This window comes from Actinomadura macra NBRC 14102, assembly GCF_001552215.1.
Classification (GTDB): domain Bacteria; phylum Actinomycetota; class Actinomycetes; order Streptosporangiales; family Streptosporangiaceae; genus Spirillospora; species Spirillospora macra.
Window position 1 is genome coordinate 131,605 of the sequence record NZ_BCQT01000016.1, and the last position, 22,428, is coordinate 154,032.

A 22,428-nucleotide genomic window follows, 5' to 3' on the forward strand; every position below is an offset into this window, starting at 1 on the left:
CGAAACGTCTTAACTCCGCCGTTCCCCCAGGTAGGCGTCCCGGACGCGCCCGCGGGCCAGTTTTCCGGACGGGGTGCGCGGGAGCGCGTCGCGGAACTCCAGGCGCCGGGGGTGCTGCGCACGCGCGAGGCGGGGCCCGCAGTGGGCGAGCAGCTCAGCGGCGAGGGCGTCGCCGGGGACGGCACCGGGGCCAGGCTCGATGAGGGCGACGACGGCCTGCCCCCGGTCGTCGTCCGGGATACCGATGACGGCGACGTCGGCGACCGCCGGGTGCTGCAGGAGCGCGGCTTCGATCTCGGCCGGGTAGATGTTCACGCCGCCGGAGGTGATGACGTCGCAGCGGCGGTCGGCCAGGTAGAGCCAGCCGTCCTCGTCGAGGTGGCCGAGATCACCGGAGGTGTGGAAGTTCCCGCGCATGGTGGCCGCGGCCAGGCCCGGATCGCCCTGGTAGTCGAAGCCGGGCTGCCCGCTCGCGTAGACGAGGCCGGTGTCGCCGGGCGGGAGCTCGGCGCCCTCCGAATCCAGGATCTTGATCCGGACGCCCTCGACGGCTCGTCCGACCGTGCCGGGGTGGGCGAGCCAGTCGTGCGGGCGCGCGACGACCACGGGGCCGCTCTCGGCGGAGCCGTAGTACTCGTGCAGAACGGGCCCCCACCAGCCCATCATCTTCTGCTTGGTCTCGGCGGGGACAGGCGCGGCGGAGTGGAACACCTGCCGCAGCGACGTCAGGTCGTAGCGGTCACGGACGTCCTCGGGCAGCGCGAGCAGGCGGTGGAACATCATCGGCACCATGTACGTGTTGGAGACGCGGTGCCGCTGGATCAGTTCCAGAGTGGGCTCGGGCTCGAAGCGCGGTGCGATGACGACCGCGTGGCCGAGGCTCAGGGCCAGCAGCGCGTGCATGCACGGTGGGAAGTGGTAGAGCGGGGCGACCGCTAAGTGCACCTCGTCGCCCGCGACGAGGCCGAGGTGCCGCACGAGGGTCCTCCGCATGGTGTCGATGAGCATCTCCGGCGGGATGTCGAGCAGCGGCCGCCGGACGCCCTTCGGCCACCCGGTCGTCCCGGACGTGTAGGGCATGACCGAACCCATCCGCCGCTTGTCCGGCGGTGCGGCGCTGCCGGTGGCGCAGAGGGCGGCCATCGAGCGGTAGCCCTCGGCCGAATCCGCGCTCACCCGTCCGGCGGCGGGGATCCGCACATCGTCCGCCGCGGCCGCGACGGCGGAGGCGAACGCGCTCTCGGTGACGACGGCCCTGGCCCCGCAGTCGCCGAGGACGTGGCCGATCTCCGGGGCGGTGAGGTGGCGGCTCACGGGGACGATGTAGAGGCCCGACTGCATCGCGGCCATGAGGACGGTGAGGAACTCGGGACGGTTGCCGAGGACGGTGGCGAGCACGTCCCCCAGGCGTAGCCCGAGGGAACCGAGTGCGTTCGACAGGCGGTTCACCTCGCCGTGCAGCTCACCGTAGGTGAGGGGCACTCCGGGCGCCAGGATCGCGGGACGGTCCGGGCTGTTGCGTGCGATCTCGTAGAAGCCGACGCCCTCGACGCCCATGCGGCGCTCCTCGGTTGCGAGAATATGGTCTTGTGGTCTCCGTCTCATATGACCTTGACGCTTGCTCTCCGTCAAGGTCGTGGACACTCCACAACCCGGTTCCGACCTGCCTGTATGCCCTACCCCCGCGAATCGCTCCGCGGTCGTCAGAGGCTCGTCGCCGCCAGGGCGGCGCGGGCCATGGTGTGGAGCAGGGCGGCCATGGCGGCACGGTCCAGTCCGGTGGCGCTGCGAGGGGTGGAGTTGAGGAGTCCGAAACAGGCGTGGACGGCGGCGCGTGTCCGTGCGTCGGGGAGACCGGGATGCAGGCGGTGCAGCACGGCGACCCATTCCTCCACATAGGCGCGCTGGAGGCGGCGGACACGGTGGCGTTCCGGCTCGGGGACGTTGTCCAGTTCCCGCTCGTGAACGGTGATCAGCGCCGGGTTGTCGAGGGCGAACGCGATGTGCCAGCGCAGGAGGGAGTCGAGAGCCGAGCCGGGATCGGGGGCCGCGGCGCGCCGGACGCCTTCGGCGAGGAGGCGCTCGCTGATGTCGAGCAGCATCTCGGCCAGGACGGCCTCCTTGCCGCTGAAGTGCCGGTAGAGCGCCGGTCCGGTGAGGCCGACGGAGCGGCCGAGATCACTGATGGACGCCCCGTGGTAGCCGCGGCGCGCGAACAGCTCCGCCGCCGCGGCGAGGATCTCCGCGCGGCGCGGGTTGACCGGGCCGGCGGTCTCGTCCGGGCCTGCGCCGCCGGTCGCCTCGGCGGGGTGGGAGGTCATGGGACACAGTCTAGACTAGGGTTGTTAACAAGCATTAACATCGGCCTTGTTAACGGGCATTAACAGGGGAAGGGGATCATGACCGGACCCGAGATCGGCTCGCGTGCCGACACCGCGGGCGAGGCGTTCAAGACCAACGCCGCGCACAACGAGACCCTGGCCGCGGAGCTGCGCGAGCGCGTCGACCGGGCCGGGCACGGCGGTTCCGAGCGCGCCCGGGAGCGGCACGTCGCGCGCGGCAAGCTGCTCCCCCGCGACCGCGTCGACACGCTGCTGGACCCCGGCTCGCCCTTCCTGGAGCTGTCGCCGCTCGCCGCGAACGGCATGTACGACGACGAGGCGCCCGGGGCGGGGATCATCACCGGAGTCGGGCGCGTCGCCGGACGCGAGTGCGTGGTCGTCGCCAACGACGCCACCGTCAAGGGCGGCACCTACTACCCGGTGACGGTCAAGAAGCACCTGCGCGCGCAGGAGGTGGCGCTGCACAACCGGCTGCCCTGCGTCTACCTCGTGGACTCCGGCGGCGCGTTCCTGCCGAGGCAGGACGAGGTCTTCCCCGACCGCGAGCACTTCGGCCGGATCTTCTACAACCAGGCCACCATGTCCGGGCGCGGCATCCCGCAGATCGCCGCGGTGCTGGGCTCGTGCACGGCCGGCGGCGCCTATGTCCCGGCGATGAGCGACGAGGCCGTCATCGTGCGCGGCCAGGGGACGATCTTCCTCGGTGGCCCGCCGCTGGTGAAGGCCGCGACCGGCGAGGTCGTGACGGCCGAGGAACTGGGCGGCGGCGAGCTGCACTCGCGCACGTCAGGGGTGACCGACCACCTCGCCGAGGACGACGCGCACGCGCTGCGGATCGTCCGCGACATCGTCGGGACGCTCGGCCCACGCGAACCGCGGCCGTGGGAGGTCGCGCCGACCGAGGACCCTGCGGTGGACCCGGCGGAGCTGTACGGGGTTGTCCCACCCGATCCGCGCACCCCCTATGACGTGCGCGAGGTCATCGCGCGGGTCGTGGACGGCAGCCGCTTCCAGGAGTTCAAGAAGGAGTACGGGACGACGCTGGTCACCGGCTTCGCACGTATCCACGGGCATCCGGTCGGGATCGTCGCCAACAACGGCATCCTGTTCGGCGAGTCGGCGCAGAAGGGCGCGCACTTCATCGAACTGTGTGACCGGCGCAGCGTCCCGCTGGTGTTCCTGCAGAACATCACCGGCTTCATGGTCGGACGCGAGTACGAGGCGGCCGGTATCGCCAAGCACGGCGCGAAGATGGTCACGGCCGTGTCGTGCGCACGCGTCCCGAAGTTCACCGTGGTCATCGGCGGATCGTTCGGCGCGGGCAACTACGCGATGTGCGGGCGGGCGTTCGCGCCGCGCTTCCTGTGGATGTGGCCGAACGCCCGCATCTCGGTCATGGGCGGCGAGCAGGCGGCGAGCGTGCTCGCGACCGTCCGCCGCGACCAGATGGAGGCGCGCGGCGAGCAATGGCCGGCGGACGCCGAGGAAGGGTTCAAGGCGCCGATCCGCGAGCAGTACGAGGCGCAGGGCAACCCGTACTACTCGACGGCGCGGCTCTGGGACGACGGCGTCATCGACCCGCGTGACACCCGCCGCGTGCTGGGGCTCGGGTTGTCGGTCGCCGCGAACGCACCGCTGGAGCCGGTCGGCTACGGCGTCTTCCGGATGTGAGGGGTCCGATGTTCGACAGCGTCCTGGTCGCCAACCGCGGGGAGATCGCCGTCCGCGTGTTCCGCACGCTGCGGCGGCTCGGCGTGCGGTCGGTGGCCGTCCACACCGGGGCCGACGCCGGGTCCCGGCATGTGCGGGAGGCGGACGAGGCCCTCCTGATCCCGTCCTACCTCGACATCGAAGCCGTCATCGGCGCGGCACGGGCGGCGGGCGCGAAGGCCGTCCACCCGGGCTACGGGTTCCTCGCCGAGAACTCCGCCTTCGCCCGCGCCTGCGGTGCGGCGGGGCTGGTGTTCATCGGCCCGCCCGCCGAGGCGATCGAGGCGATGGGTGACAAGATCCGTGCGAAGCGGACGGTCGCGGCGGCGGGTGTCCCCGTCGTCCCGGGGCGCGACGAGCCCGGCCTGACCGACGCCGAACTGAAGGCCGCCGCCCTGGAGATCGGGCTCCCGGTGCTGCTCAAGCCGTCGGCGGGCGGCGGCGGCAAGGGGATGCGGCTCGTGCGAAGCGCCGCGGACCTGCCGGAGGCCATCGCGTCCGCCCGTCGCGAGGCGCGAGGCTCGTTCGGCGACGACACCCTGCTCGCCGAACGGTTCGTGGAGAATCCGCGGCACATCGAGATCCAGGTGTTCGCTGACGGCCACGGCAACGCCGTCCACCTGGGCGAGCGTGAGTGCAGCCTCCAGCGCCGCCACCAGAAGATCATCGAGGAGGCGCCGTCGCCGCTGCTGGACGACGCGGCCCGCGAGCGGATGGGCGCCGCCGCCGTCGCCGCCGCGAAGGCCGTCGGGTACGTGGGCGCGGGCACCGTGGAGTACATCGTGTCCGCCGACCGGCCGGGCGAGTTCTTCTTCATGGAGATGAACACCCGCCTCCAGGTCGAGCACCCCGTGACCGAGCTGGTCACGGGGCTCGACCTGGTCGAGCTCCAGCTCGGGGTGGCCGCGGGCCGGCCCCTCCCCTTCGCCCAGGACGAGGTCCGCCTCGACGGCCACGCCATCGAGGCGCGCGTCTACGCCGAGGACCCGGCCCGCGGCTTCCTGCCCACCGGCGGACGCGTCCTCGCGCTGGCCGAGCCGGACGCACGCGTCGACTCCGGCCTCGACGTCGGAACCGACGTCGGCGGCTCCTACGACCCGATGCTCGCCAAGGTGATCGTCCACGGCGCCGACCGGGCCGAGGCGCTGCACCGGCTCGACCGCGCGCTCGCCGCGTACACGCTGCTCGGCGTCCCGACGAACGTCGGGTTCCTGCGCGCGCTGCTCCAGCACCCGGACGTCGTGGCGGGCACGCTCGACACGGGCCTGGTCGAACGTTCCCTGGACGACCTGCTGTCCGGCGCCGCCGTCCCGCCCGAGGCGTTCGCCGCCGCCGCCCTGGAACGGATGCTCGCCCTGGAGGTCGACGACGATCCGTGGTCGATCCCGGACGGCTGGCGGCCCGGCGCGCACGCCTGGGCGCCGTGGATCATCACACCGTCCGGTGGTGCCCCGGTGGAGGTCCGCGTCCGCGGACGCGCCGCGTCCGCGGAGGTCAGGATCGGGGACGGGCCACCGGTCGCGGCGTCGCTGGCCGGCTCCACCCTGACCTACGGCGGCCGGACGGTCACGTTCGCGACCGCCCGCGACGGACACACGCTGTGGCTCGGCCGGGAGGGTCACGCGTGGGCGCTGAGCGAGCACGTCCGGGCCGAGGGCGGCGCCGCGTCGGCCGCGTCCGGCGACGGCGTGCTGCGCAGCCCGATGCCCGGGACGGTCCTCGCCGTCAAGGCGGCCGAGGGCGACCGCGTGGCCGAGGGCCAGCCGCTCGTCGTCGTCGAGGCGATGAAGATGGAGCACACCGTCACCGCGCCGCAGGCCGGGGTCGTGGCGAAGCTGCCGGTCCGCGCGGGCGCCCAGGTCGCGCTCGACGCGGTGCTGGCCGTGATCGAGGAGGCATGATGCGGGCATCGCTGCCGGGCCTTCCCGAGCGCGTCACGATCTATGAGGTCGGGCCGCGCGACGGGCTGCAGAACGAGAAGGCGGTCGTCCCCGCCGAGGTCAAGGCCGAGTTCGTGACCCGGCTCGCCGCCGCGGGACTGCGCACGATCGAGACGACGAGCTTCGTCCACCCGACGTGGGTGCCGCAGCTCGCCGACGCGGAGGAGCTGCTCGGCGTGCTGCCCCGCTCGCCGGAGTTGCGCTACCCCGTCCTCGTCCCGAACGAACGGGGCCTTGACCGGGCGCTCGCCAACGGTGTCACCGAGATCGCCATCTTCGGCAGCGCCACCGAGACGTTCGCCCGCCGCAATCTCAACCGCACGGTGGACGAGTCGCTCGCCATGTTCGCGCCCGTCGTCGAACGCGCGCGCGCAGAGGGGCTGTGGGTCCGCGCCTACGTGTCGATGGTGTGCGGGGATCCGTGGGAGGGCGACGTCCCGATCCCGCAGGTCGTGTCCGTCGCGTCCCGCATGATGGACATGGGCTGCTCCCAGCTCAGCCTCGGCGACACGATCGGCGTCGGCACACCCGGCCAGGTCACGGCGCTCATCGAGGCCCTCGGCGCGGCGGGCATCGGCACTGACCGGCTGGCCGTGCACTTCCACGACACCTACGGTCAGGCCCTCGCCAACACCCTCGCCGCGCTCCAGACCGGCGTCACCGTCGTGGACGCGTCGGCGGGCGGCCTCGGCGGCTGCCCCTACGCCGAGAGCGCCACCGGAAACCTGCCCACCGAGGACCTCGTCTGGATGCTCAACGGCCTCGGTGTCCGCACCGGAGTCGACCTCGACAAGCTCGTGGCCACCAGCCGATGGATGGCGGGGCACCTCGGCCGCCCCAGCCCGTCCCGCGTCGTCCAGGCCCTCTCGCCCGAAACGGAGTAACCATGATCGATTTCACGCTGAGCGACGAGCAGGAGGAACTGCGGAGCACCGTGGAGCGGTTCTCCCGCGAGACCGTGGCGCCGGTGATCGGCGACCTGTACGAGCGCGGCGAGTTCCCGTACGAGATCGTCGCCGCGATGGGCAAGATGGGCCTGTTCGGCCTGCCGTTCCCGGAGGAGCACGGCGGCATGGGCGGCGACTACTTCACGCTCTGCCTGGCCCTGGAGGAACTGGCGCGGGTCGACTCCTCGGTGGCCATCACGCTGGAGGCGGGCGTCTCGCTGGGCGCGATGCCGATCTACCGGTTCGGCTCGGACGAGCAGAAGGCGCGCTGGCTCCCGCAGCTCACCTCCGGTGAGAAGCTCGCCGGCTTCGGGCTGACCGAGCCGGGCGGCGGCTCCGACGTGCCCGGCGGGATGCGGACCACCGCCCGGCTGGACGGCGACTCCTGGGTGATCAACGGCTCCAAGGCGTTCATCACGAACTCCGGCACCGACATCACCGCGTTCGTCACCGTCACGGCCTTCACCGGGGACGGCGAGATCTCCACGATCATCGTCCCGAACGGCACGCCGGGCTTCACGGTGGGGCGCAAGTACTCCAAGGTCGGCTGGTCGGCGTCCGACACCCGCGAGCTGTCGTTCGACGACGTCCGGGTGCCCTCGGAAAACCTCGTCGGCGAGCGCGGCCGGGGCTACGCCCAGTTCCTGCGCATCCTGGACGAGGGCCGCATCGCCATCGCCGCGCTCTCGGTCGGCCTCGCGCAGGGCTGCGTGGACGAGTCCCTGCGCTACGTCCGCGAGCGGGAGGCGTTCGGCAAGGAGATCGGCCGCTACCAGGCGGTGCAGTTCAAGGTCGCCGACATGGAGGTCCGCGCGCACACCGCCCGCCTCGCCTACTACGCGGCGGCGGCGAAGATGCTCGCCGGTGAGCCGTTCAAGAAGGAGGCGTCGATCGCCAAGCTCGTCGCGTCCAACGCCGCGATGGACAACTCCCGGGACGCGACGCAGATCTTCGGCGGCTACGGCTTCATGAACGAGTACGCGGTCGGCCGCTTCTACCGCGACGCGAAGATCCTCGAAGTGGGCGAGGGCACCTCCGAGGTCCAGCGCATGCTCATAGCCCGTGCCCTCGGCCTCCCCCCGTCCTGAGGGGTCTTCACGCCCGACACGGTGATTCCGTGTTATTGGCGGGAAGGGGGCGGGGGTCAACGTCCGGCTTGGTGGCCTGATTGCGCCTGACGGTAGCGCTCTTGACCCACATACTTGATCGTTAACCGTAAGATGACAAGTCTCGCTAACGTGTGAAGCGTGCCAACGCCGACTTCTGGGGGCTTCCGATGCCGGACACACCAGACCGTGAGCCGTCCTCGGCGGAGCTCAACACGGACGTGGCCCACTCGGCTCGGGTCTACGACTACCTCCTGGGCGGCAAGGACCACTATGCCGCCGACCGCGCGGCGGCGGAAGAGGTCGTCAAGGTCGCCCCCTACATGCGGACCTCCGTGCGCGCCAGCCGCAACTTCATGGTCCGGGTGGCCCGCTACCTGGCCGCCGAGCGCGGGATCAGGCAGTACCTCGACATTGGGACGGGCCTGCCGACCTCCCCGAACCTCCACGAGATCGTTCAGGCGGTCGACCCCACCTCGCGAGTGATCTATGTCGACAACGACCCCATCGTGCTCGTGCACGCCCGTGCGCTGCTCACCAGCACTCCCGAGGGGCGTTCCCGCTACATCGAGGCGGACGTGGGCGATCCGGACGCCATCCTCGCCTCGCCCGAGGTCGACGAGACCCTCAACCTGAAAGAACCCGTGGCGCTGTGCCTCATCGCCGTCCTGCATTTCATCCACGATGAGGACCAGGCACGCGGCATCGTCGAGCAGCTCATGGAACCGCTGGCCCCCGGCAGCTTCCTCGCCCTCTCTACGATCGCCAGCGACAGCGCACCCCAGCAGGTCCGCGCCGCCGTCGCGAAGTACAACTCGCGCGGGATCAACTCCAAGGCCCGTCCGAAGGCCGACATCGAGAAGCTCTTCGGCAACCTGGAGATGGTCGAGCCCGGTGTGGTCCCCGTCCACCACTGGCACCCGGACGCCGAGGCCCGCGCGATCGACGACTCCCAGGTCTCCATGTACGGCGGCGTGGCTCTGAAGCGCTGACCCTTCCCTGGCGCGGAGTGGTCAGCCTGGGAAGACGTACCTGCGTGCGCGCCATGAGCGAGGCGCAATTCTTCACGGCACAGGACGGGACCCTCCCGCGACGTCCTCGTGCTCAAGCGACGTCGTCAGGCGTGGCGGGCTTCCAGGACGTTGAAGATGGGGCTCTGGGCGGGGGTGCCGGTGGGCTGGAGGCCCGCACGCTGGAACAGGTGCTCGTACTCGCTGCGGGTGCGCTGCCGGCCGCCGGAGGTCAACACCAGCATTTCGAGGTCGAGCCACTTGACCCGGGACGGGGCGGGGCCCTCGTTCAGGAGGGCTTCGCCGAGGAGCACGCGCCCCTCCGGTTTCATGGCTTCGCGGCAGCTGGCGAGGATCCGGACGGCACGGTCGTCGTCCCAGTCGTGGATGATGTGGCTGAGGACGTAGGTGTCGGCGCCGGACGGGACGGACTCGAAGAAGTCGCCGGCGACCTTCCGGCAGCGGTCCTCGACGCCCGCGCGGCGGAACTGGTCGCCGGATGTGGCGATGACGCCGGGCAGGTCGAACAGGACGCCCTCGGTGCCGGGATGGGCGGCCAGGATCGAGGCGAGGACGGCACCGTGTCCGCCGCCGACGTCCACGATCGCCTCCCCTGGCGCGAAGTCGCAGGCGGCGAAGGCAGGGGCGATGAACTGCCCGGAGACGGCGATCATGGCGCCGTTCAAGAGCTCGCCGTCGGCGGGATGGTCGGGCAGATACTCGAAGAGCTCCTGGCCGTGGATGTGCGCGAACGCCGATTCGCCGGTGCGGACGCTGTGCTCCAGGCCCGTCCAGGCGGCCCTGTGGAAGGGCGAGCTGGTCAACAGCGCGTAGCCGCGCATGGAGTGGGGCCAATCGCTGCGGAGGAGGTCGCCCAGCGGGGTGGGGGCGAAGATGCCGTCCTCGCGTTCCTGGAAGACACCGACGTCCGACAGCGCACGGAGCAGGCGGCGCAGGGCGCCGGGGTGAGCGCCCACTGCTGTGGCGAGGTCCTCTGCCGACCGCGGCCCGGAGGCCAGTTCGTCCGCGACGCCGAGGCTCGCGGCGACGCCGACGGCCTGGGCGACGCGGTTGCTGGCGCACAACCCCATCAGCGACGCGGCCAGCGGGTTCTCGGTGACCTCGGACGTCATCACGCCTCCCAAGATTGTCACTCCCAGTATCGCGGGTATTTCCTTGGGTGATCGCCTAATTGGGGTTTCTTGGGACTTCCCTTGCGCCGTCTGGGCGCGGAAAACAGGCCACGGTCAAAGGGCCCGAGGACCTCGGGCCGAGGGCGACGAACGTATCGCTCGGCGCTGCGGGCCCGGCTCATTCTTTTCGGCGACGGTGACGTGGAAGGAGTGAGGCCATGAGCCCACCGAATCTAAGGCTGGACGCGCTTCTGCTGTCTGGAATGGAGCGGGCCAAAGGGCATGCGCGGGGGCGGTTACGGGACGCGCTGGACGAGCTTCCGGTCCTGAACGACGCGTCGCTCTGCATGACCGAGCTCATCACCAACGCGCGGCGGTACACCACGTCCGGATGGGCGAGGGTCATGGCGTGTGGTTCGAGATGCCCCCTGTGGTTGACGTGGACTGACGTCCGGTCCCGGCCAGCAAGCGCGTCCTGAGTTGAACAACGCTGTCAAAGTGGGGAGATCCCTCGAAGGCGGCCGAATGTGGAAACGCTCCTTCTGTCATAGCGAGTACCACATAGCTAGGATTTCACTGCTTCCCGCCATTACCCACCACGGGGGACGGTGTAATGCGGACTTTGTCTCGACTGCTGGCCATCTCCACTGCGCCCGGCTGTCCGGCGCCGACGCCGGCGACCGCTCCGACCGAACTGGGCCCGGATGGCACCGCCGCCCTGGTGCTCCGGCCGCACGACCACTCCTACGCCGAGCCCGATCTGCTCACGTTGCGGGAGCGGGTGCTGACCGGGAAGGGGGTGGCGGAGCTGGCCGCGCCGTTCGCCGCCGTGGCCGCCGAGAACGGTGTGGTCACAGTGGCCGCCGACTGGCTCGGGATGCGGCAGCTCTACGGTGTTCAGGGCGAGGGATGGGCGGCCATCGGGACGTCCGCCCGCGAGCTGGGCATCCTGGCGGGGCGCGGGCCGGACCACGAGGCGCTCGGCGTCTTCCGGCTCGTCGGCCACTTCCTCGACCAGGACACCGCGTTCGACGGGGTGACGACGCTGCGCGCGGGGCACGGCTGGACGCTCACGGACGGGCGGCTCACCGAGAACGAGATCCAGCCGGGCGATTTCCGTGTCGAGGAGGCACCGCCCACCGAGGAAGCGGTCCGGGAACTCGCCGACGTGCTGCGGACGAGCATGGAACACCTACTGGACGAGTACCCGGACGCGGTCCTCCAGCTGTCCGGAGGTTTGGACACCCGGCTGGTGCTGGCGGCGATCCCACCGGCCCGCCGGGTGGGGCTGAAGACCCTCACCCTGAGCGCCAATGACAGTGGCGACGCCGCCACAGCCGCTCTGCTCGCCGAGAAGACCCGGATGCAGCAGGAGGTCATCGACCTGTCGGACCTGGAACGGCTCGAACCGTCTGAGGTCCACCGGCTGGTCCTGGATGCGGCCCGGCGGCACGAGCAGATCCTCAACCCGCTGCACCTGGCCATGCTGGAGTGGGTCGAGGAGCAGACGAGCGATGCGCCCCGCATCACCGGTCTCGGCGGAGAGCTCTCGCGTGGAATGTACTACCCGATGCAGCGCCAGCACTCCGGGGTCACGCCCAAGCTGGTGAACCGGCTGGCGAAGTGGCGGATCTTCAGCCTGGACCCGGTCGACTCCACCTGCCTGGACCCCGTCTTCGCCCGCGAGTCCGAGGCCGCCACGATGTCGCGCCTGCACGACATCTTCGGCGGCATGTCCGGCGACTGGCTGTCGGCCACCGACGCGTACTACTACCGGCAGCGTTACCACCGCGCGGTCGGCGGGGTCATCACCAGCTCCTGCACGGAGCACACGGGGCTCAACCCGCTGCTACACCCGCGGTTCGTCGCCATCGCCGAGGCGCTGCCACCCGACGTCAAGCGCGGGTCGCGTTTCAACGCCCGGCTTCTGTCGGCGCTGGACCCAGATCTGGCGGCGCTCCCCATGGACACGGGCGTGCGGCCGTCGGCGCTGATGGCGCCCCGTCCGCTGGCACTGATCCGCACAGCGCGCGACAAGGGAACCAAGGTCGTGCACAAGACCCGGCAACGCCTGTCCCGCCGCGGCGACATCGGAACCGTCCACAGCGCGCTCGCGCGCTCGCTCGTGACGTACTGGCGATCCGAGCCCCGGCTGCTGGAGCCGGTCGCCGCGAGCGGGCTCGTCGACCTCGGTTGGTTGGACCGCCTGCTGGCCGGCCCGAACATCCCCGCCCCCGCCACGACCGGCTTCCTCGCCCTCCTGGAGGGCGCCCTCAGCCCCGGCTGAGCGGCGGTCCCCCTGGCGCTGTCAGCAGCGTCCCCGGGCGGAGAGAAGAGTCGCGGGCGGAGTCCCCGGTCCGCACTGACGTGCAGGTTCGACCTGGACTGATGCGGAGGAAGACTCCGATGTCGCCTGCGTCACACCCTGTTGACCTCAACTCCGGTCGAGGTCGCAGGGTGAGACCCGTGGAGCTGGAGGGATCCAGCCCGAACTGTCAGACCCTGCCGGAATACTCCGGAAGACGACGGAGTTAAACCGTTCGCGAAAGTGTCAGTCTCTGCAGTATTTTGCTGCGGTATCCCCCGAGAACGTTCTCCCGGTCCCTGTGCGCCCGACGTGCGGGCCCTCGACGATTGGAAAGTGAGTTGACCGCTCCCGCGTCCCCCAAGGCGGCGGACGGCCTGCAGGAGGCCCCGGCCTCGGGCGGAGGTCTGGACCGTGGCGTGCTCGCGGTGGCCATGGTCGTCGTCCTCGGCGCGATCATGTCCATCCTGGACGTGACCGTCGTCAATGTCGCCATCAACGACCTCGCCCGGGAGTTCGAGACTCCCCTGTCCACGATCCAGTGGGTGGCCACCGGGTACACCCTGGCGCTGGCCACGGTGATCCCGATCACCGGCTGGGCGTCGGCGAGGTTCGGCACCAAGCGCCTGTACATGATCTCGATCGCGCTGTTCGTCGTCGGCTCGATGCTGGCGGGCCTCGCGTGGTCGGCCGAGTCGCTGATCGCCTTCCGCGTCCTGCAGGGCCTCGGCGGCGGCATGATCATGCCGGCGGGCATGACGATCCTGACGCAGGCGGCCGGGCCGCAGCGGGTCGGCCAGGTGATGAGCATCGTCGGCGTGCCGATGCTGCTCGGCCCGATCCTCGGCCCGATCATGGGCGGCTACCTCGTCGACGACGTGTCCTGGCGCTGGATCTTCTTCATCAACCTGCCCATCGGCATCGTGGCGCTGATCATGGCCGCGAAGATCCTCAAGCGCGACACCCCGAAGCCCACCGAGCGGCTGGACGCCATCGGGCTGATCCTGCTCTCGCCCGGACTGGCCTCGCTCATCTACGGCCTGGCCAAGGGCGCCGAGCTGAAGGACTTCCTCAAGGCCGATTCGCTGATCTACACGGCCGTCGGCGCCGTGCTCACCCTCGCCTTCGTGTTCCGCGCGCTCAGCGCCAAGAGCCCGCTGATCGACCTGCGGCTACTCAAGCGCCGGTCGGTGCTGGCGGCGTCCGGCACGATGGTGCTGTTCATGGCCGCGTTCATGGGCGCGATGCTGCTGCTGCCGCTGTACTACCAGACGGTCCGCGGCGAAGGCGCGCTCCAGTCGGGTCTGCTGCTGGCCCCGCAGGGCCTCGGCGCGATGATCACGATGCCGATCGGCGGCAAGCTGACCGACCGGGTGGGCCCCGGACGGGTCGTCCTCGTCGGCATGGTCGTCGTCGTGGCCTCGGTGTCGGGTTTCGCCGCGATCCTGCAGGCCGACACGTCCTACTGGGCGCTCGGCGGGCTGCTGTTCGTCATGGGCCTCGGCATGGGCATGACGATGATGCCCACCATGGCGGCGGCGATCCAGACCCTCGCGCACGACGAGGTGCCGCGGGCGAGCACGATGCTGAACATCATCCAGCAGGTGTCCGCGTCGCTCGGCACCGCGATGATCTCGGTGCTGCTGGCCAACAAGCTCGCGTCCAACCTCGGCGGTGGAGGCGGCGGCGAGATCGGCTCCGCGGAGAAGATCCCGCCGGCGGTGATGGAGAAGATCGCCGGTCCGATGGCGGACGCGTTCCAGCACACCTACTGGTACGCGGCGGGCCTGCTCGTGTTCGCCTTCCTGCCGGCGCTGCTGCTACCGCGCAGGAAGCCGGAGACCCCGGCGGCCGACGCGCCGATGCAGATGCACTAGGACACCTGCCCCAGGATGCTCCTGGCGCGTTCCAAGCCCCGGTCCGGGACCTCGGGTCCCTGGGCCGGGGTTTCGCCGTCCCCGGGCCGATGAGCGCCGTCCACGCGCGTCCGGCGGGGGCTCAGGTGTTCGTTGCCGCCTCGTCCTCCCGGTACTCGTCCCTGAGCAGACGTTTGTAAAGCTTTCCGGTCGGGTGGCGGGGAAGCTCGGCGCGAAAGTCGACCGTGCGGGGGCACTTGTAGTGGGCCAGCCGGTCGCGGCAGTAGGCGATGAGCGCGGCCTCCAGGGCGGGGCCCGCACGGCTCGGCGAGACGGGTTGGACGACCGCCTTCACCGCCTCGCCCATCTCCGGGTCAGGGACACCGAAGACCGCGACGTCGGCGACCTCCGGGTGGACGGCGAGGACGTTCTCGGCCTCCTGCGGATAGACGTTCACCCCGCCGCTGATGATCATGTGAGAGCGACGGTCGGTGAGGTAGAGGAACCCGTCCTCGTCGACGTGGCCGATGTCGCCCAGGGTCGTCCAGCCGTGGCCCCAGGGGTCACGGGAGGCGGCGGTCGTGGCGGGATCACCGTGGTACTCGAATGTGGGGCCCTTGCCGAAATAGAGGGTGCCGGGCACGCCCGGCGGGAGTTCCGTGCCGGCCTCGTCGCAGACGTGGACCTCGCCGATCAGGGGACGTCCGACGGTGCCCTTCCGGGCCAGCCAGTCCTCGGAGTTCGTGTAGACGAAGCAGTTGCCCTCGGTCCCGGCGTAGTACTCGTGCAGGATAGGTCCCCACCAGGTGATCATCTGCTCCTTCACCGGGACGGGGCACGGCGCGGCGGCGTGCACGGCGACGCGGAGGCTGGAGACGTCGTAGCGGGCGCGGGTCCCGTCCGGGAGCTTGAGCAGCCGGATGAACATGGTCGGAACCCACTGGCTGTGCGTGACGCGGTACTTCGCGATGGCGGCCAGGGCCTGTTCGGCGTCGAACCTCTCCATGACGACCACGGTCGCGCCGAAGCGCTGGAGGTTGAGGCAGTAGCGCAGCGGCGCGGCGTGGTAGAGCGGCGCCGGAGAGAGGTAGACCGAGTCCGCGTCGGGCTGGAAGAGGAAAGAGATCAGCTTGTACAGCCGTCCGGGCGTGCCCATGGGCTCTTTGGGCAGCGGTGGTTTGACGCCCTTGGGACGTCCCGTCGTACCGGAGCTGTACAGCATGTCGCGGCCCTCGCACTCCTCATCGATCGGAGTGGGCGGGTGCAGGGCGACGCGTTCCTCGTAGGAGTCGTAACCCGGGGCCGTGCCGCCGAGCATGAGACGCAGCGGCACGTCAGGAACGGCCCGCGTCGTCTCGGTCTCCATCGCGGCGCTGGTGATGAAGGCCCTGGCCTCGCAGTTGCCCACGATGTAGGCGAGCTCGCCGGGCTGGAGCCGCGAGCTGATCGCCGTGTAGTACAGCCCGGACCGCTGGGCGGCCCAGGCGATGGCGAGATAGAGCGGGTGGTTCTCCAGCATGAACGCGATGTGGTCCCCCGGGCGCAGCCCCTCCGCATGGAGAAGCCGCGCGAGCCGGTTGGACTGGTCGTTCAGCTCCCGGTAGGTGAGGACCTGGCCTGAGCCCGCCATGATGACGGCGGGCTTGTCGGGCGTCCGCTCAGCGATCTGCCCCAGGTGCATGGCCGCACGCTACCGGCCCGGATGGTGAATTGGAATCCCGTTCGGTCGGTCGGGATCAGACGAGGATGTGGTCGAAGTCACCATCCTTGGCTCCGCCCACGAACGCCTCCACCTCCTCGCGCGTGTAGACGAGGACCGCACCCTCGGGGTCCCGGGAGTTGCGCACGGCGATCTCCCCGGTGGGGAGTTCGGCCATCTCTACGCAGTTGCCGCTCGGATTGCTCCGTCGGCTCTTCTGCCAGACGAGCCCGCTACGCCAGACGTCCGACATCTGTTGGCCGTCCATCTTTGCCCCCTCAAGGCGTCTCGGCCTCCCCCGCGGGAGGCCGTGATCTCGCCCCACCCCACACAATGGTACGAGATGCACGTGCATTCGTTCTTGCATTCGTTCATGCAGACGGTCTTGCATCTGCACGACTTGGGGAGCAAGATAGCGAACCATCGCCGGTGCACCATCCGCTCGCCTCTGAGGTTTGACAATGACCGTTGACCAGGCAGACGACGTCGCAGCTCCCGCCGCCATGGGGGGGCGGCGACCGCGGCACGCCGCGGCCGTCCACACGACCTGGCCGGATTCACCCCCGCACGCGCCAGCGCGCACCCACGCCCCTGTGGCGAAGGCCGCGCCCGTGCCCGCGCCCGGGCTCCCCGGACTCTGGCCCACCCCCCACGAAGGCACGCCCCGAACAGCGCGCCGCGTCCTGCCCGCGGAGATGAGCGCGCCCCGGACGGCGCGCGACTTCGTCCAGGCCACGCTGCGCGAATGGGCCGTGAGCGGAGACGGCGAGGACGTCGTCATCGCCGTCTCCGAGCTCGTGACCAACGCGCTGCGGCACGGTGTGGAGGGCCTCCCCCGCCCGCTGCCGCTGGGTCCCATCCAGGTCGTCCTCCTCGGACATCCCCGGCGCCTGGTCGCCGTGGTGACCGACCCGGGGCGCCGCCTACCCGAGCCGATCGCGCCCGAGCCCGACCGGTACGGCGAGGGCGGCCGCGGCCTGCTCGTCGTCGGCGCCGTCAGCGACACCTGGGGCTGGGCGCGGCTCGCCACCGGCGGCAAGGCCGTCTGGGCCGCCTTCGACCTGCTGGTCAGCCCTCCAGCGCCGGGTCGGTAACCGGAACGGGGTGCGCCGGGTTCTCCAGCTCGCTGAGGAACTCGCGCGCCCAGCGGTCGACGTCGTGCTCGATGACGCGCCGGCGCATCGACCGCATCCGCCGTGCCTGCTCCGCGGGCTCGGCGTCCAGCGCCGCCAGGATCGTGCCCTTGAGCCCGTCGATGTCGTAGGGGTTGACCTGGAAGGCCCCTCGCCTCAGCTCGGCGGCGGCGCCGGCGAACTCGCTGAGCACGAGGGCGCCGCGCATATCGCGGCGGCACGCGACGTACTCCTTGGCGACCAGGTTCATACCGTCCCGCAGCGGGGTGACCACCATCACGTCCGCCGCGAGGTAGAGCGCGGTCAGCTCGGCGCGATCATACGAGCTGTGCAGGTAGTGGATGACCGGGAACCCGATCTCCCCGTACTCGCCGTTGATCCGTCCGACCTGCTGTTCGATGTCCTCCCGGAGCAGCTGGTACTGCTCCACGCGCTCGCGGCTCGGCGTGGCGATCTGCACGAACACGGCCTGACCCGGTTTCAGGTCCCCGTCGCCGAACAGCTCACCGAAGGCCTGGAGCCGCTGCGCGATGCCCTTGGTGTAGTCGAGCCGGTCAACGCCTAGCAGGATCGTCGCGTCACCCAGGTCGGAGCGGATCTCCTGCACCCGCTCCAGCACGTCCTCGCGCTCGATCAGATCGTTCAGCTCGCTCACGTCCACCGAAATGGGGAAGGCGCGCGCGCGGACGATCCTGTCGTCCCAGTACACGTCGTGCCTGACGTAGCGGGCCTCCAGGAGCCGCCTGCAGAGGCGGACGAAGTTCGCCGCGGCGCCCGGCAGCTGGAACCCGACCAGGTCGGCGCCCAGCAGCCCTTCAAGGATCTGACGGCGCCACGGGAGCTGCCAGAACAGCTCCAGCGGCGGGAACGGAATGTGCAGGAAGAATCCGATCCGCAGGTCGGGGCGCAACTTGCGCAGCATCGCCGGGACGAGCTGGAGCTGGTAGTCCTGCACCCAGACGATCGCGTCCTTCCCGGCGACCTTCGCCGCCGCCTCCGCGAACCGCTCGTTGACCCGCACGTACGCGTCCCACATCGCCCGGTCGTAGACGGGCGGCGCCACAACGTCGTGGTAGAGCGGCCACAGCGTGGCGTTGGAGAACCCCTCGTAGTAGAGCTCGACCTCCTCCGCCGACTGCGCGATGGGGACGAGCGCCATGCCGTCTTCCTCGAACGGCTCCAGCTCTTCTCCGGGCGCACCGGTCCAGCCGATCCAGGTCCCGTGCCTGCGCCGCATTACGGGGGCTATGGCGCTGACCAGCCCCCCGGGGCTGCGGCGCCACGCCGGCTCCCCGTCCGCTCCTACGATCCGGTCGACCGGCAGCCTGTTGGCCACCACCAGGAATTCACTACCGCGCGACACCAGCGACCCGCCTCTCCAGGAAAACCTTGGGACCACCATGCCCAGAAACGGTCATCGGGAACATCTTGTCACTTCGACGTAAAGACCAGATGTCAGAAAGAACGGATGTCAGGAACTCGGGGTGTCCGCTGCTGGGGATTGGAGCGGGCCATATCCCTTTCGATGCAGGTGACCGTTGTTTACCGATTTGTCACCTTTAGGGTGATTTGTGGCAGAAAGTTACTTACGTCACACGACCCATGCCACACCCTGCCACCTCCCGTGTCATAGCCCCGCGCCGGGGGCCCTGTGGCCGCCGACGCGGGGCGCGGGTCGGGCTGCGACGTCAGGCGTCGCGCTTGGTCAGGCGTTGACCGACTCCCGTGCGTGGGCCCCTTCACGACGGCCGAACAGGAGGGCGTCCACAGAGAACCGGCCGCCGCCCGCGAGGGCGAGGAGCAGCGCAAGGGCGCCGAGGGCCAGCACCAGCTCGTAGCCGCCCTTGTCGACGAACAGGCCCTTGTCCATGTGGACGTACCAGAACGCGCCCGCCATGTCGGCGACGAGCAGCAGACCCGCGACGGGGAGGAGGACCCCGGCGATCAGCGCGATGCCGCCGATCAGTTCCACCCAGGTGGAGAACGTGGCGGCCACGCCCGGCATCGGGATGCCGAGACCGTCGAACATCGCGGTGACGCCGGCGTGCCCGACGTCGTTCAGCTTCTGCCAGCCGTGCGCGATGAAGACCACACCCAGCGCCAGCCTGCCGATGAGCAGGCCCGCGTCGGGCAGGAGGGGGTATCGGCGCGTAGGAAGCATGGACTCTCCTCACTTGAAGGTTCAAATATGAACTAAAGCTACGTCAGTGAGGTAGTTCAAATCCAGACCATCTAGAATCTTTCACCACATCAGACACCAACTAGAATCACCTTCATGACCGATGCGGGTGGGCCCCTCGACGGACGAGAGCTGCGCACCTGGCTGGCCTTCCTGGCCGCCGGGCACCTGATCGACCACAAGATCGAGCGACAGCTCAAGCGGGACGGCGGGCTGTCGCATCCCGAGTTCGAAGTCCTGGTGAAGCTGCGGATGGCCGAGGGGAACCGGCTCCGCATGTCCGACCTCGCGCGCCAGGTGATGGTCACCAAGAGCCGGCTCACCTACCAGGTCACGCAGCTGGAGCGGGCCGGACTCGTCAAGCGCACCGGCTGCAAGTCCGACCGGCGCTCGGTGTGGGCCGAGCTGACCCCGGAGGGCGCCGCCACGCTGGACCGGGTCCGGCCGGGCCACCGGCGGGTCGTCCGCGAGACGCTGATCGACGTGCTGTCGCCGGAGGAGATCGACCTGCTCGGGGACGCGCTGAGCCGTGTGGCCGACCGGCTGCGGAGCCGGTAGAGGTGCGCGACTTCGGCGGCATCGTCGAGCGCTCGCCGGTCCGGGTCGTCCGGCCGCGGTCGCCCGGCGAGGTCGCCGCGGCCGTTCACGAGGCCGCCTCCCAGGGCCTCGCCGCGGTGCCGCGCGGGCTGGGCCACTCGACGTACGGACAGTCGCTGACCAGCGGCGTCTGCCTCGACATGCGCGGGCTCGCCGGAGTGCACGAGGTCGGCGCCGGCCACGCCGTGGCGGGCGCCGGGACGACCTGGCGCGAGGTGCTGGACGCGACCCTGCCGCACGGCCTCGCCCCGCCCGTCCTGACCGACTTCCTGGACGTGACGGTCGGCGGGACGATCTCGGCGGCGGGCGTCGGCGGCTCCTCGCACCTGCACGGGACACAGGCCGCGAACGTCCTCGCCCTCGATGTCGTGGTGGACGGGGAACCGGTGACGTGCTCCCCCGGCATCCGGCCGGAGCTGTTCGACGCCGTCCGCGCCGGGCTGGGCGGGCACGGTGTGATCACCGGGGCGACGCTGCGGCTCGTCCCCGTCCCCGATCGGGTCCTGTGCTGCACCATCCCCTGCCGCGACGCGGCGGACCTGCTGCGCGTCCAGCGCGAGGTACGGGCCGATGATCTCTCCGGGCAGGTCAAGCCGGCCGAGGACGGATGGGTGTTCGAGGCCAAGGCCACCCTGCACTCGGGTGGCCCGCCGCCCGGGACGGCGGAGACCGAGGAACTGTCCTTCCTGGAGTTCGCCGACCGGCTGCGTCCCGACGTCGAAGAACTGGTCGCGCTCGGCGAGTGGGCGCGCCCGCACCCGTGGGGGATGGTCTTCCTGCCCGCGTCCCGGGCCGCCGACGTCATCGGATCCACGCTCGCGTCCATGACGGCCACCGACCTCGGCCTCAGCGGCGTCATCCTGGTCAAGGCGCTGCGCGTGGGGCACGTCCCGATGCTCGCCGCCCCCGCCGATCCCGTGCTGTTCAGCGTCCTGCGGACGGCCTCGCCCGACTCCGCGCCCCTCGGGACGATGCTCGCCGCCAACCGTGCCCTGCTCACCCGCGCCGAGACCGTCGGCGGCACCCGCTACGCCGTGGACTCCGTCCCGCGATGAATCTCCGGCGCGACGACGGTCCGCCCGGAAAAGATCTCCACAGAAGGACGGACGAGATGGGTGCAGTGACCTCGGCGGACGGGACGGCCATCGCCTTCAATCGGCTGGGCGAGGGCCCGCCGGTCGTCGTCGTGGGCGGCGCGACCTGCGACCGGCAGCTCATGCGGCCGCTGTCCGACGCGCCGGCCACGCGCTTCCAGGTCACCAACTACGACCGGCGCGGGCGGGGCGGAAGCGGCGACATCCTCCCGTACTCGGTGGAGCGCGAGATCGAGGACATCGCCGCCCTCATCGACGCGGCCGGGGGCCGGGCGCACGTCTAGGGGCACTCCTCGGGCGCGATCCTTGCACTGCGCGCCGCGGCGGCGGGTCTGCCGATCGACCGGCTCGTCCTGCACGACCCGCCCTTCAACCCCGGCGGCGACGAGCAGGCCCGCTGGGACTCGCGGGGCCTCGCCAAGGAGATCGACACGCTGCTCACAGACGGGCGGCGCGCCGATGCGTTGGAGCTGTTCCTGTCCAGCGCGGGCCTGCCACCGCAGTGGATCGCCGAGGTGCGCGTGGACCCGGCGGATGCTGGCGCTCGCGCACACCATCGCCTACGACCTCGCGGTCACCGGCGCGCACGAGCGAGGCGGCACGATCCCGCTGGAGCCGGCGGAGGCCGTAAGGCCGTCCACGCTCGTGCTCGTCGGCGGGGCGACTCCCGACTGGATGCTCAGCGCGACGCGTCAGGTCGCGGACGCCCTGCCGGCCGGCCGGTACGAGGCGCTCGACGCTCAGACGCACATCGTGCCGCCCGAGGTGCTGCGGCCCGTTCTCTGCCAGTTCCTCCCAGCGTGACGGGATCGGTGGACCGGTCGTCCGGCGAGATCACTGGGCGAGGGCGATGACCTGTGCGCCGGGGAGGGTGGTGAGGGCCTTGCCGGGGACGAGCAGCTTCGACGCGCGCAGGCCGCTGCCGATGACCACGTGGGGTGCGGCGGCGACGGTCTCGTCCACCAGGATCGGCCAGCCGCCGGGCAGGCCGATCGGGGTGATGCCGCCGTACTCCATGCCGGTCAGCGTGGTCGCCTCCGCCATCGGCGCGAACGACGCCTTGCGGGCGCCCAGATGCCTGCGCACGACGCCGTTGACGTCGGCGCGGTCGGTGGCGAGGACCATGCACGCCGCGTAGGTGACCTCGCCGCCGCGCTTGGCGGCGACGACGACGCAGTTGGCGCTGGCGTCCAGAGGCACGTCGTAGTGTTCGCAGAACGCGGCGGTGTCGGCCAGCGCGGGGTCGATCGCGGCGACCTCGCCGCCGATGGACCGGGCGGCGGCGGCCACCGGGCCCGCGAGCAGGTCCGGGCGGTCGCCCGCCGGTGTCCAGTCGAGTGTGCCGACCATGCCTCTCCCTCGTTCGGCGTCATGCCA

The 22,428-nt window shown here is 70.7% G+C and carries 20 protein-coding genes; 12 read left to right on the forward strand and 8 right to left on the reverse strand.

Features of this window, described 5'->3' with window-relative positions; translation table 11 throughout:
• Positions 1-9 precede the first annotated feature (9 nt).
• The gene (locus AMA02S_RS25815; protein ID WP_067462318.1) at positions 10-1,557 is read right to left on the reverse strand and encodes an AMP-binding protein; all 1,548 of its coding nucleotides are present in this window, start codon (positions 1,555-1,557) and stop codon (positions 10-12) included.
• Between the two features lie 146 nt (positions 1,558-1,703).
• Positions 1,704-2,321, reverse strand: coding sequence for an SACE_7040 family transcriptional regulator (locus AMA02S_RS25820; RefSeq protein ID WP_084265599.1), 618 nt, complete (start codon positions 2,319-2,321; stop codon positions 1,704-1,706).
• A gap of 78 nt (positions 2,322-2,399) precedes the next feature.
• Here AMA02S_RS25820 and AMA02S_RS25825 point away from each other — a divergent pair, with 78 nt between their 5' ends.
• The 5 genes from AMA02S_RS25825 to AMA02S_RS25845 all read left to right on the forward strand — a co-directional run bounded on the left by AMA02S_RS25825 (position 2,400) and on the right by AMA02S_RS25845 (position 9,037).
• Positions 2,400-4,013, forward strand: a complete 1,614-nt coding sequence (locus tag AMA02S_RS25825; protein ID WP_067462322.1) for a carboxyl transferase domain-containing protein — start codon at positions 2,400-2,402, stop codon at positions 4,011-4,013.
• Positions 4,014-4,021: 8 nt separating this feature from the next.
• Positions 4,022-5,953 (forward strand): acetyl/propionyl/methylcrotonyl-CoA carboxylase subunit alpha, encoded by a 1,932-nt coding sequence (locus tag AMA02S_RS25830; RefSeq protein WP_067462325.1) that lies wholly within the window; start codon positions 4,022-4,024, stop codon positions 5,951-5,953.
• Entirely contained in the window at positions 5,950-6,876 is a 927-nt protein-coding gene (locus AMA02S_RS25835; protein ID WP_067462328.1) for a hydroxymethylglutaryl-CoA lyase, read from the forward strand. The genes AMA02S_RS25830 and AMA02S_RS25835 overlap by 4 nt, the downstream gene beginning before the upstream one ends.
• Positions 6,877-6,878: 2 nt before the next feature.
• Positions 6,879-8,027 carry an acyl-CoA dehydrogenase family protein gene (locus tag AMA02S_RS25840; RefSeq protein WP_067462330.1) on the forward strand — a complete coding sequence of 383 codons (1,149 nt, stop codon included), beginning with the start codon at positions 6,879-6,881 and terminating at the stop codon, positions 8,025-8,027.
• Between the two features lie 188 nt (positions 8,028-8,215).
• The gene (locus tag AMA02S_RS25845) at positions 8,216-9,037 is read left to right on the forward strand and encodes an SAM-dependent methyltransferase (protein ID WP_067462496.1); all 822 of its coding nucleotides are present in this window, start codon (positions 8,216-8,218) and stop codon (positions 9,035-9,037) included.
• 125 nt (positions 9,038-9,162) lie between these two features.
• On the opposite strand, the gene AMA02S_RS25850 is transcribed toward AMA02S_RS25845, so the two are convergent.
• Positions 9,163-10,188: a methyltransferase gene (locus AMA02S_RS25850; RefSeq protein ID WP_157430839.1), complete on the reverse strand. Its 1,026-nt coding sequence runs from the start codon at positions 10,186-10,188 to the stop codon at positions 9,163-9,165.
• A 613-nt stretch (positions 10,189-10,801) separates the two neighbouring features.
• Here AMA02S_RS25850 and AMA02S_RS25860 point away from each other — a divergent pair.
• Both AMA02S_RS25860 and AMA02S_RS25865 read left to right on the forward strand, forming a co-directional pair.
• Positions 10,802-12,475, forward strand: a complete 1,674-nt coding sequence (locus AMA02S_RS25860) for an asparagine synthetase B family protein (protein ID WP_067462335.1) — start codon at positions 10,802-10,804, stop codon at positions 12,473-12,475.
• A gap of 359 nt (positions 12,476-12,834) precedes the next feature.
• Entirely contained in the window at positions 12,835-14,370 is a 1,536-nt protein-coding gene (locus tag AMA02S_RS25865) for a DHA2 family efflux MFS transporter permease subunit (protein ID WP_218005119.1), read from the forward strand.
• Between the two features lie 121 nt (positions 14,371-14,491).
• On the opposite strand, the gene AMA02S_RS25870 is transcribed toward AMA02S_RS25865, so the two are convergent.
• Both AMA02S_RS25870 and AMA02S_RS25875 read right to left on the reverse strand, forming a co-directional pair.
• On the reverse strand, positions 14,492-16,030 hold the full coding sequence (locus AMA02S_RS25870; protein WP_067462338.1) for an acyl-CoA synthetase: 1,539 nt from the start codon (positions 16,028-16,030) through the stop codon (positions 14,492-14,494).
• Between the two features lie 55 nt (positions 16,031-16,085).
• Positions 16,086-16,316: a DUF397 domain-containing protein gene (locus AMA02S_RS25875; protein ID WP_067462341.1), complete on the reverse strand. Its 231-nt coding sequence runs from the start codon at positions 16,314-16,316 to the stop codon at positions 16,086-16,088.
• 193 nt (positions 16,317-16,509) lie between these two features.
• On the opposite strand from AMA02S_RS25875, the gene AMA02S_RS25880 reads away from it, so the two are divergent.
• The gene (locus AMA02S_RS25880) at positions 16,510-17,142 is read left to right on the forward strand and encodes an ATP-binding protein (protein WP_067462344.1); all 633 of its coding nucleotides are present in this window, start codon (positions 16,510-16,512) and stop codon (positions 17,140-17,142) included.
• Here the strand turns inward: AMA02S_RS25880 and AMA02S_RS25885 are convergent.
• Positions 17,117-18,544: an alpha,alpha-trehalose-phosphate synthase (UDP-forming) gene (locus tag AMA02S_RS25885; protein WP_245667833.1), complete on the reverse strand. Its 1,428-nt coding sequence runs from the start codon at positions 18,542-18,544 to the stop codon at positions 17,117-17,119. The two genes, AMA02S_RS25880 and AMA02S_RS25885, sit on opposite strands and share 26 nt — an antisense overlap.
• A gap of 342 nt (positions 18,545-18,886) precedes the next feature.
• Positions 18,887-19,342 carry a DoxX family protein gene (locus tag AMA02S_RS25890; protein ID WP_067462347.1) on the reverse strand — a complete coding sequence of 152 codons (456 nt, stop codon included), beginning with the start codon at positions 19,340-19,342 and terminating at the stop codon, positions 18,887-18,889.
• A gap of 114 nt (positions 19,343-19,456) precedes the next feature.
• Between AMA02S_RS25890 and AMA02S_RS25895 the strand changes: the two genes are divergently transcribed.
• The 4 genes from AMA02S_RS25895 to AMA02S_RS43645 all read left to right on the forward strand — a co-directional run bounded on the left by AMA02S_RS25895 (position 19,457) and on the right by AMA02S_RS43645 (position 21,855).
• The gene (locus AMA02S_RS25895; protein WP_067462350.1) at positions 19,457-19,918 is read left to right on the forward strand and encodes a MarR family winged helix-turn-helix transcriptional regulator; all 462 of its coding nucleotides are present in this window, start codon (positions 19,457-19,459) and stop codon (positions 19,916-19,918) included.
• Between the two features lie 2 nt (positions 19,919-19,920).
• Positions 19,921-21,012, forward strand: coding sequence for an FAD-binding protein (locus AMA02S_RS25900; protein WP_067462353.1), 1,092 nt, complete (start codon positions 19,921-19,923; stop codon positions 21,010-21,012).
• A 56-nt stretch (positions 21,013-21,068) separates the two neighbouring features.
• Positions 21,069-21,335 carry an alpha/beta fold hydrolase gene (locus AMA02S_RS43640; RefSeq protein WP_218005120.1) on the forward strand — a complete coding sequence of 89 codons (267 nt, stop codon included), beginning with the start codon at positions 21,069-21,071 and terminating at the stop codon, positions 21,333-21,335.
• A 250-nt stretch (positions 21,336-21,585) separates the two neighbouring features.
• Positions 21,586-21,855: a hypothetical protein gene (locus tag AMA02S_RS43645; RefSeq protein ID WP_218005121.1), complete on the forward strand. Its 270-nt coding sequence runs from the start codon at positions 21,586-21,588 to the stop codon at positions 21,853-21,855.
• A gap of 30 nt (positions 21,856-21,885) precedes the next feature.
• Here AMA02S_RS43645 and AMA02S_RS25910 read toward each other — a convergent pair whose 3' ends face one another.
• Complete coding sequence (locus AMA02S_RS25910; protein WP_067462357.1) at positions 21,886-22,401, reverse strand: YbaK/EbsC family protein; 516 nt, start codon at positions 22,399-22,401, stop codon at positions 21,886-21,888.
• Positions 22,402-22,428 lie beyond the last annotated feature (27 nt).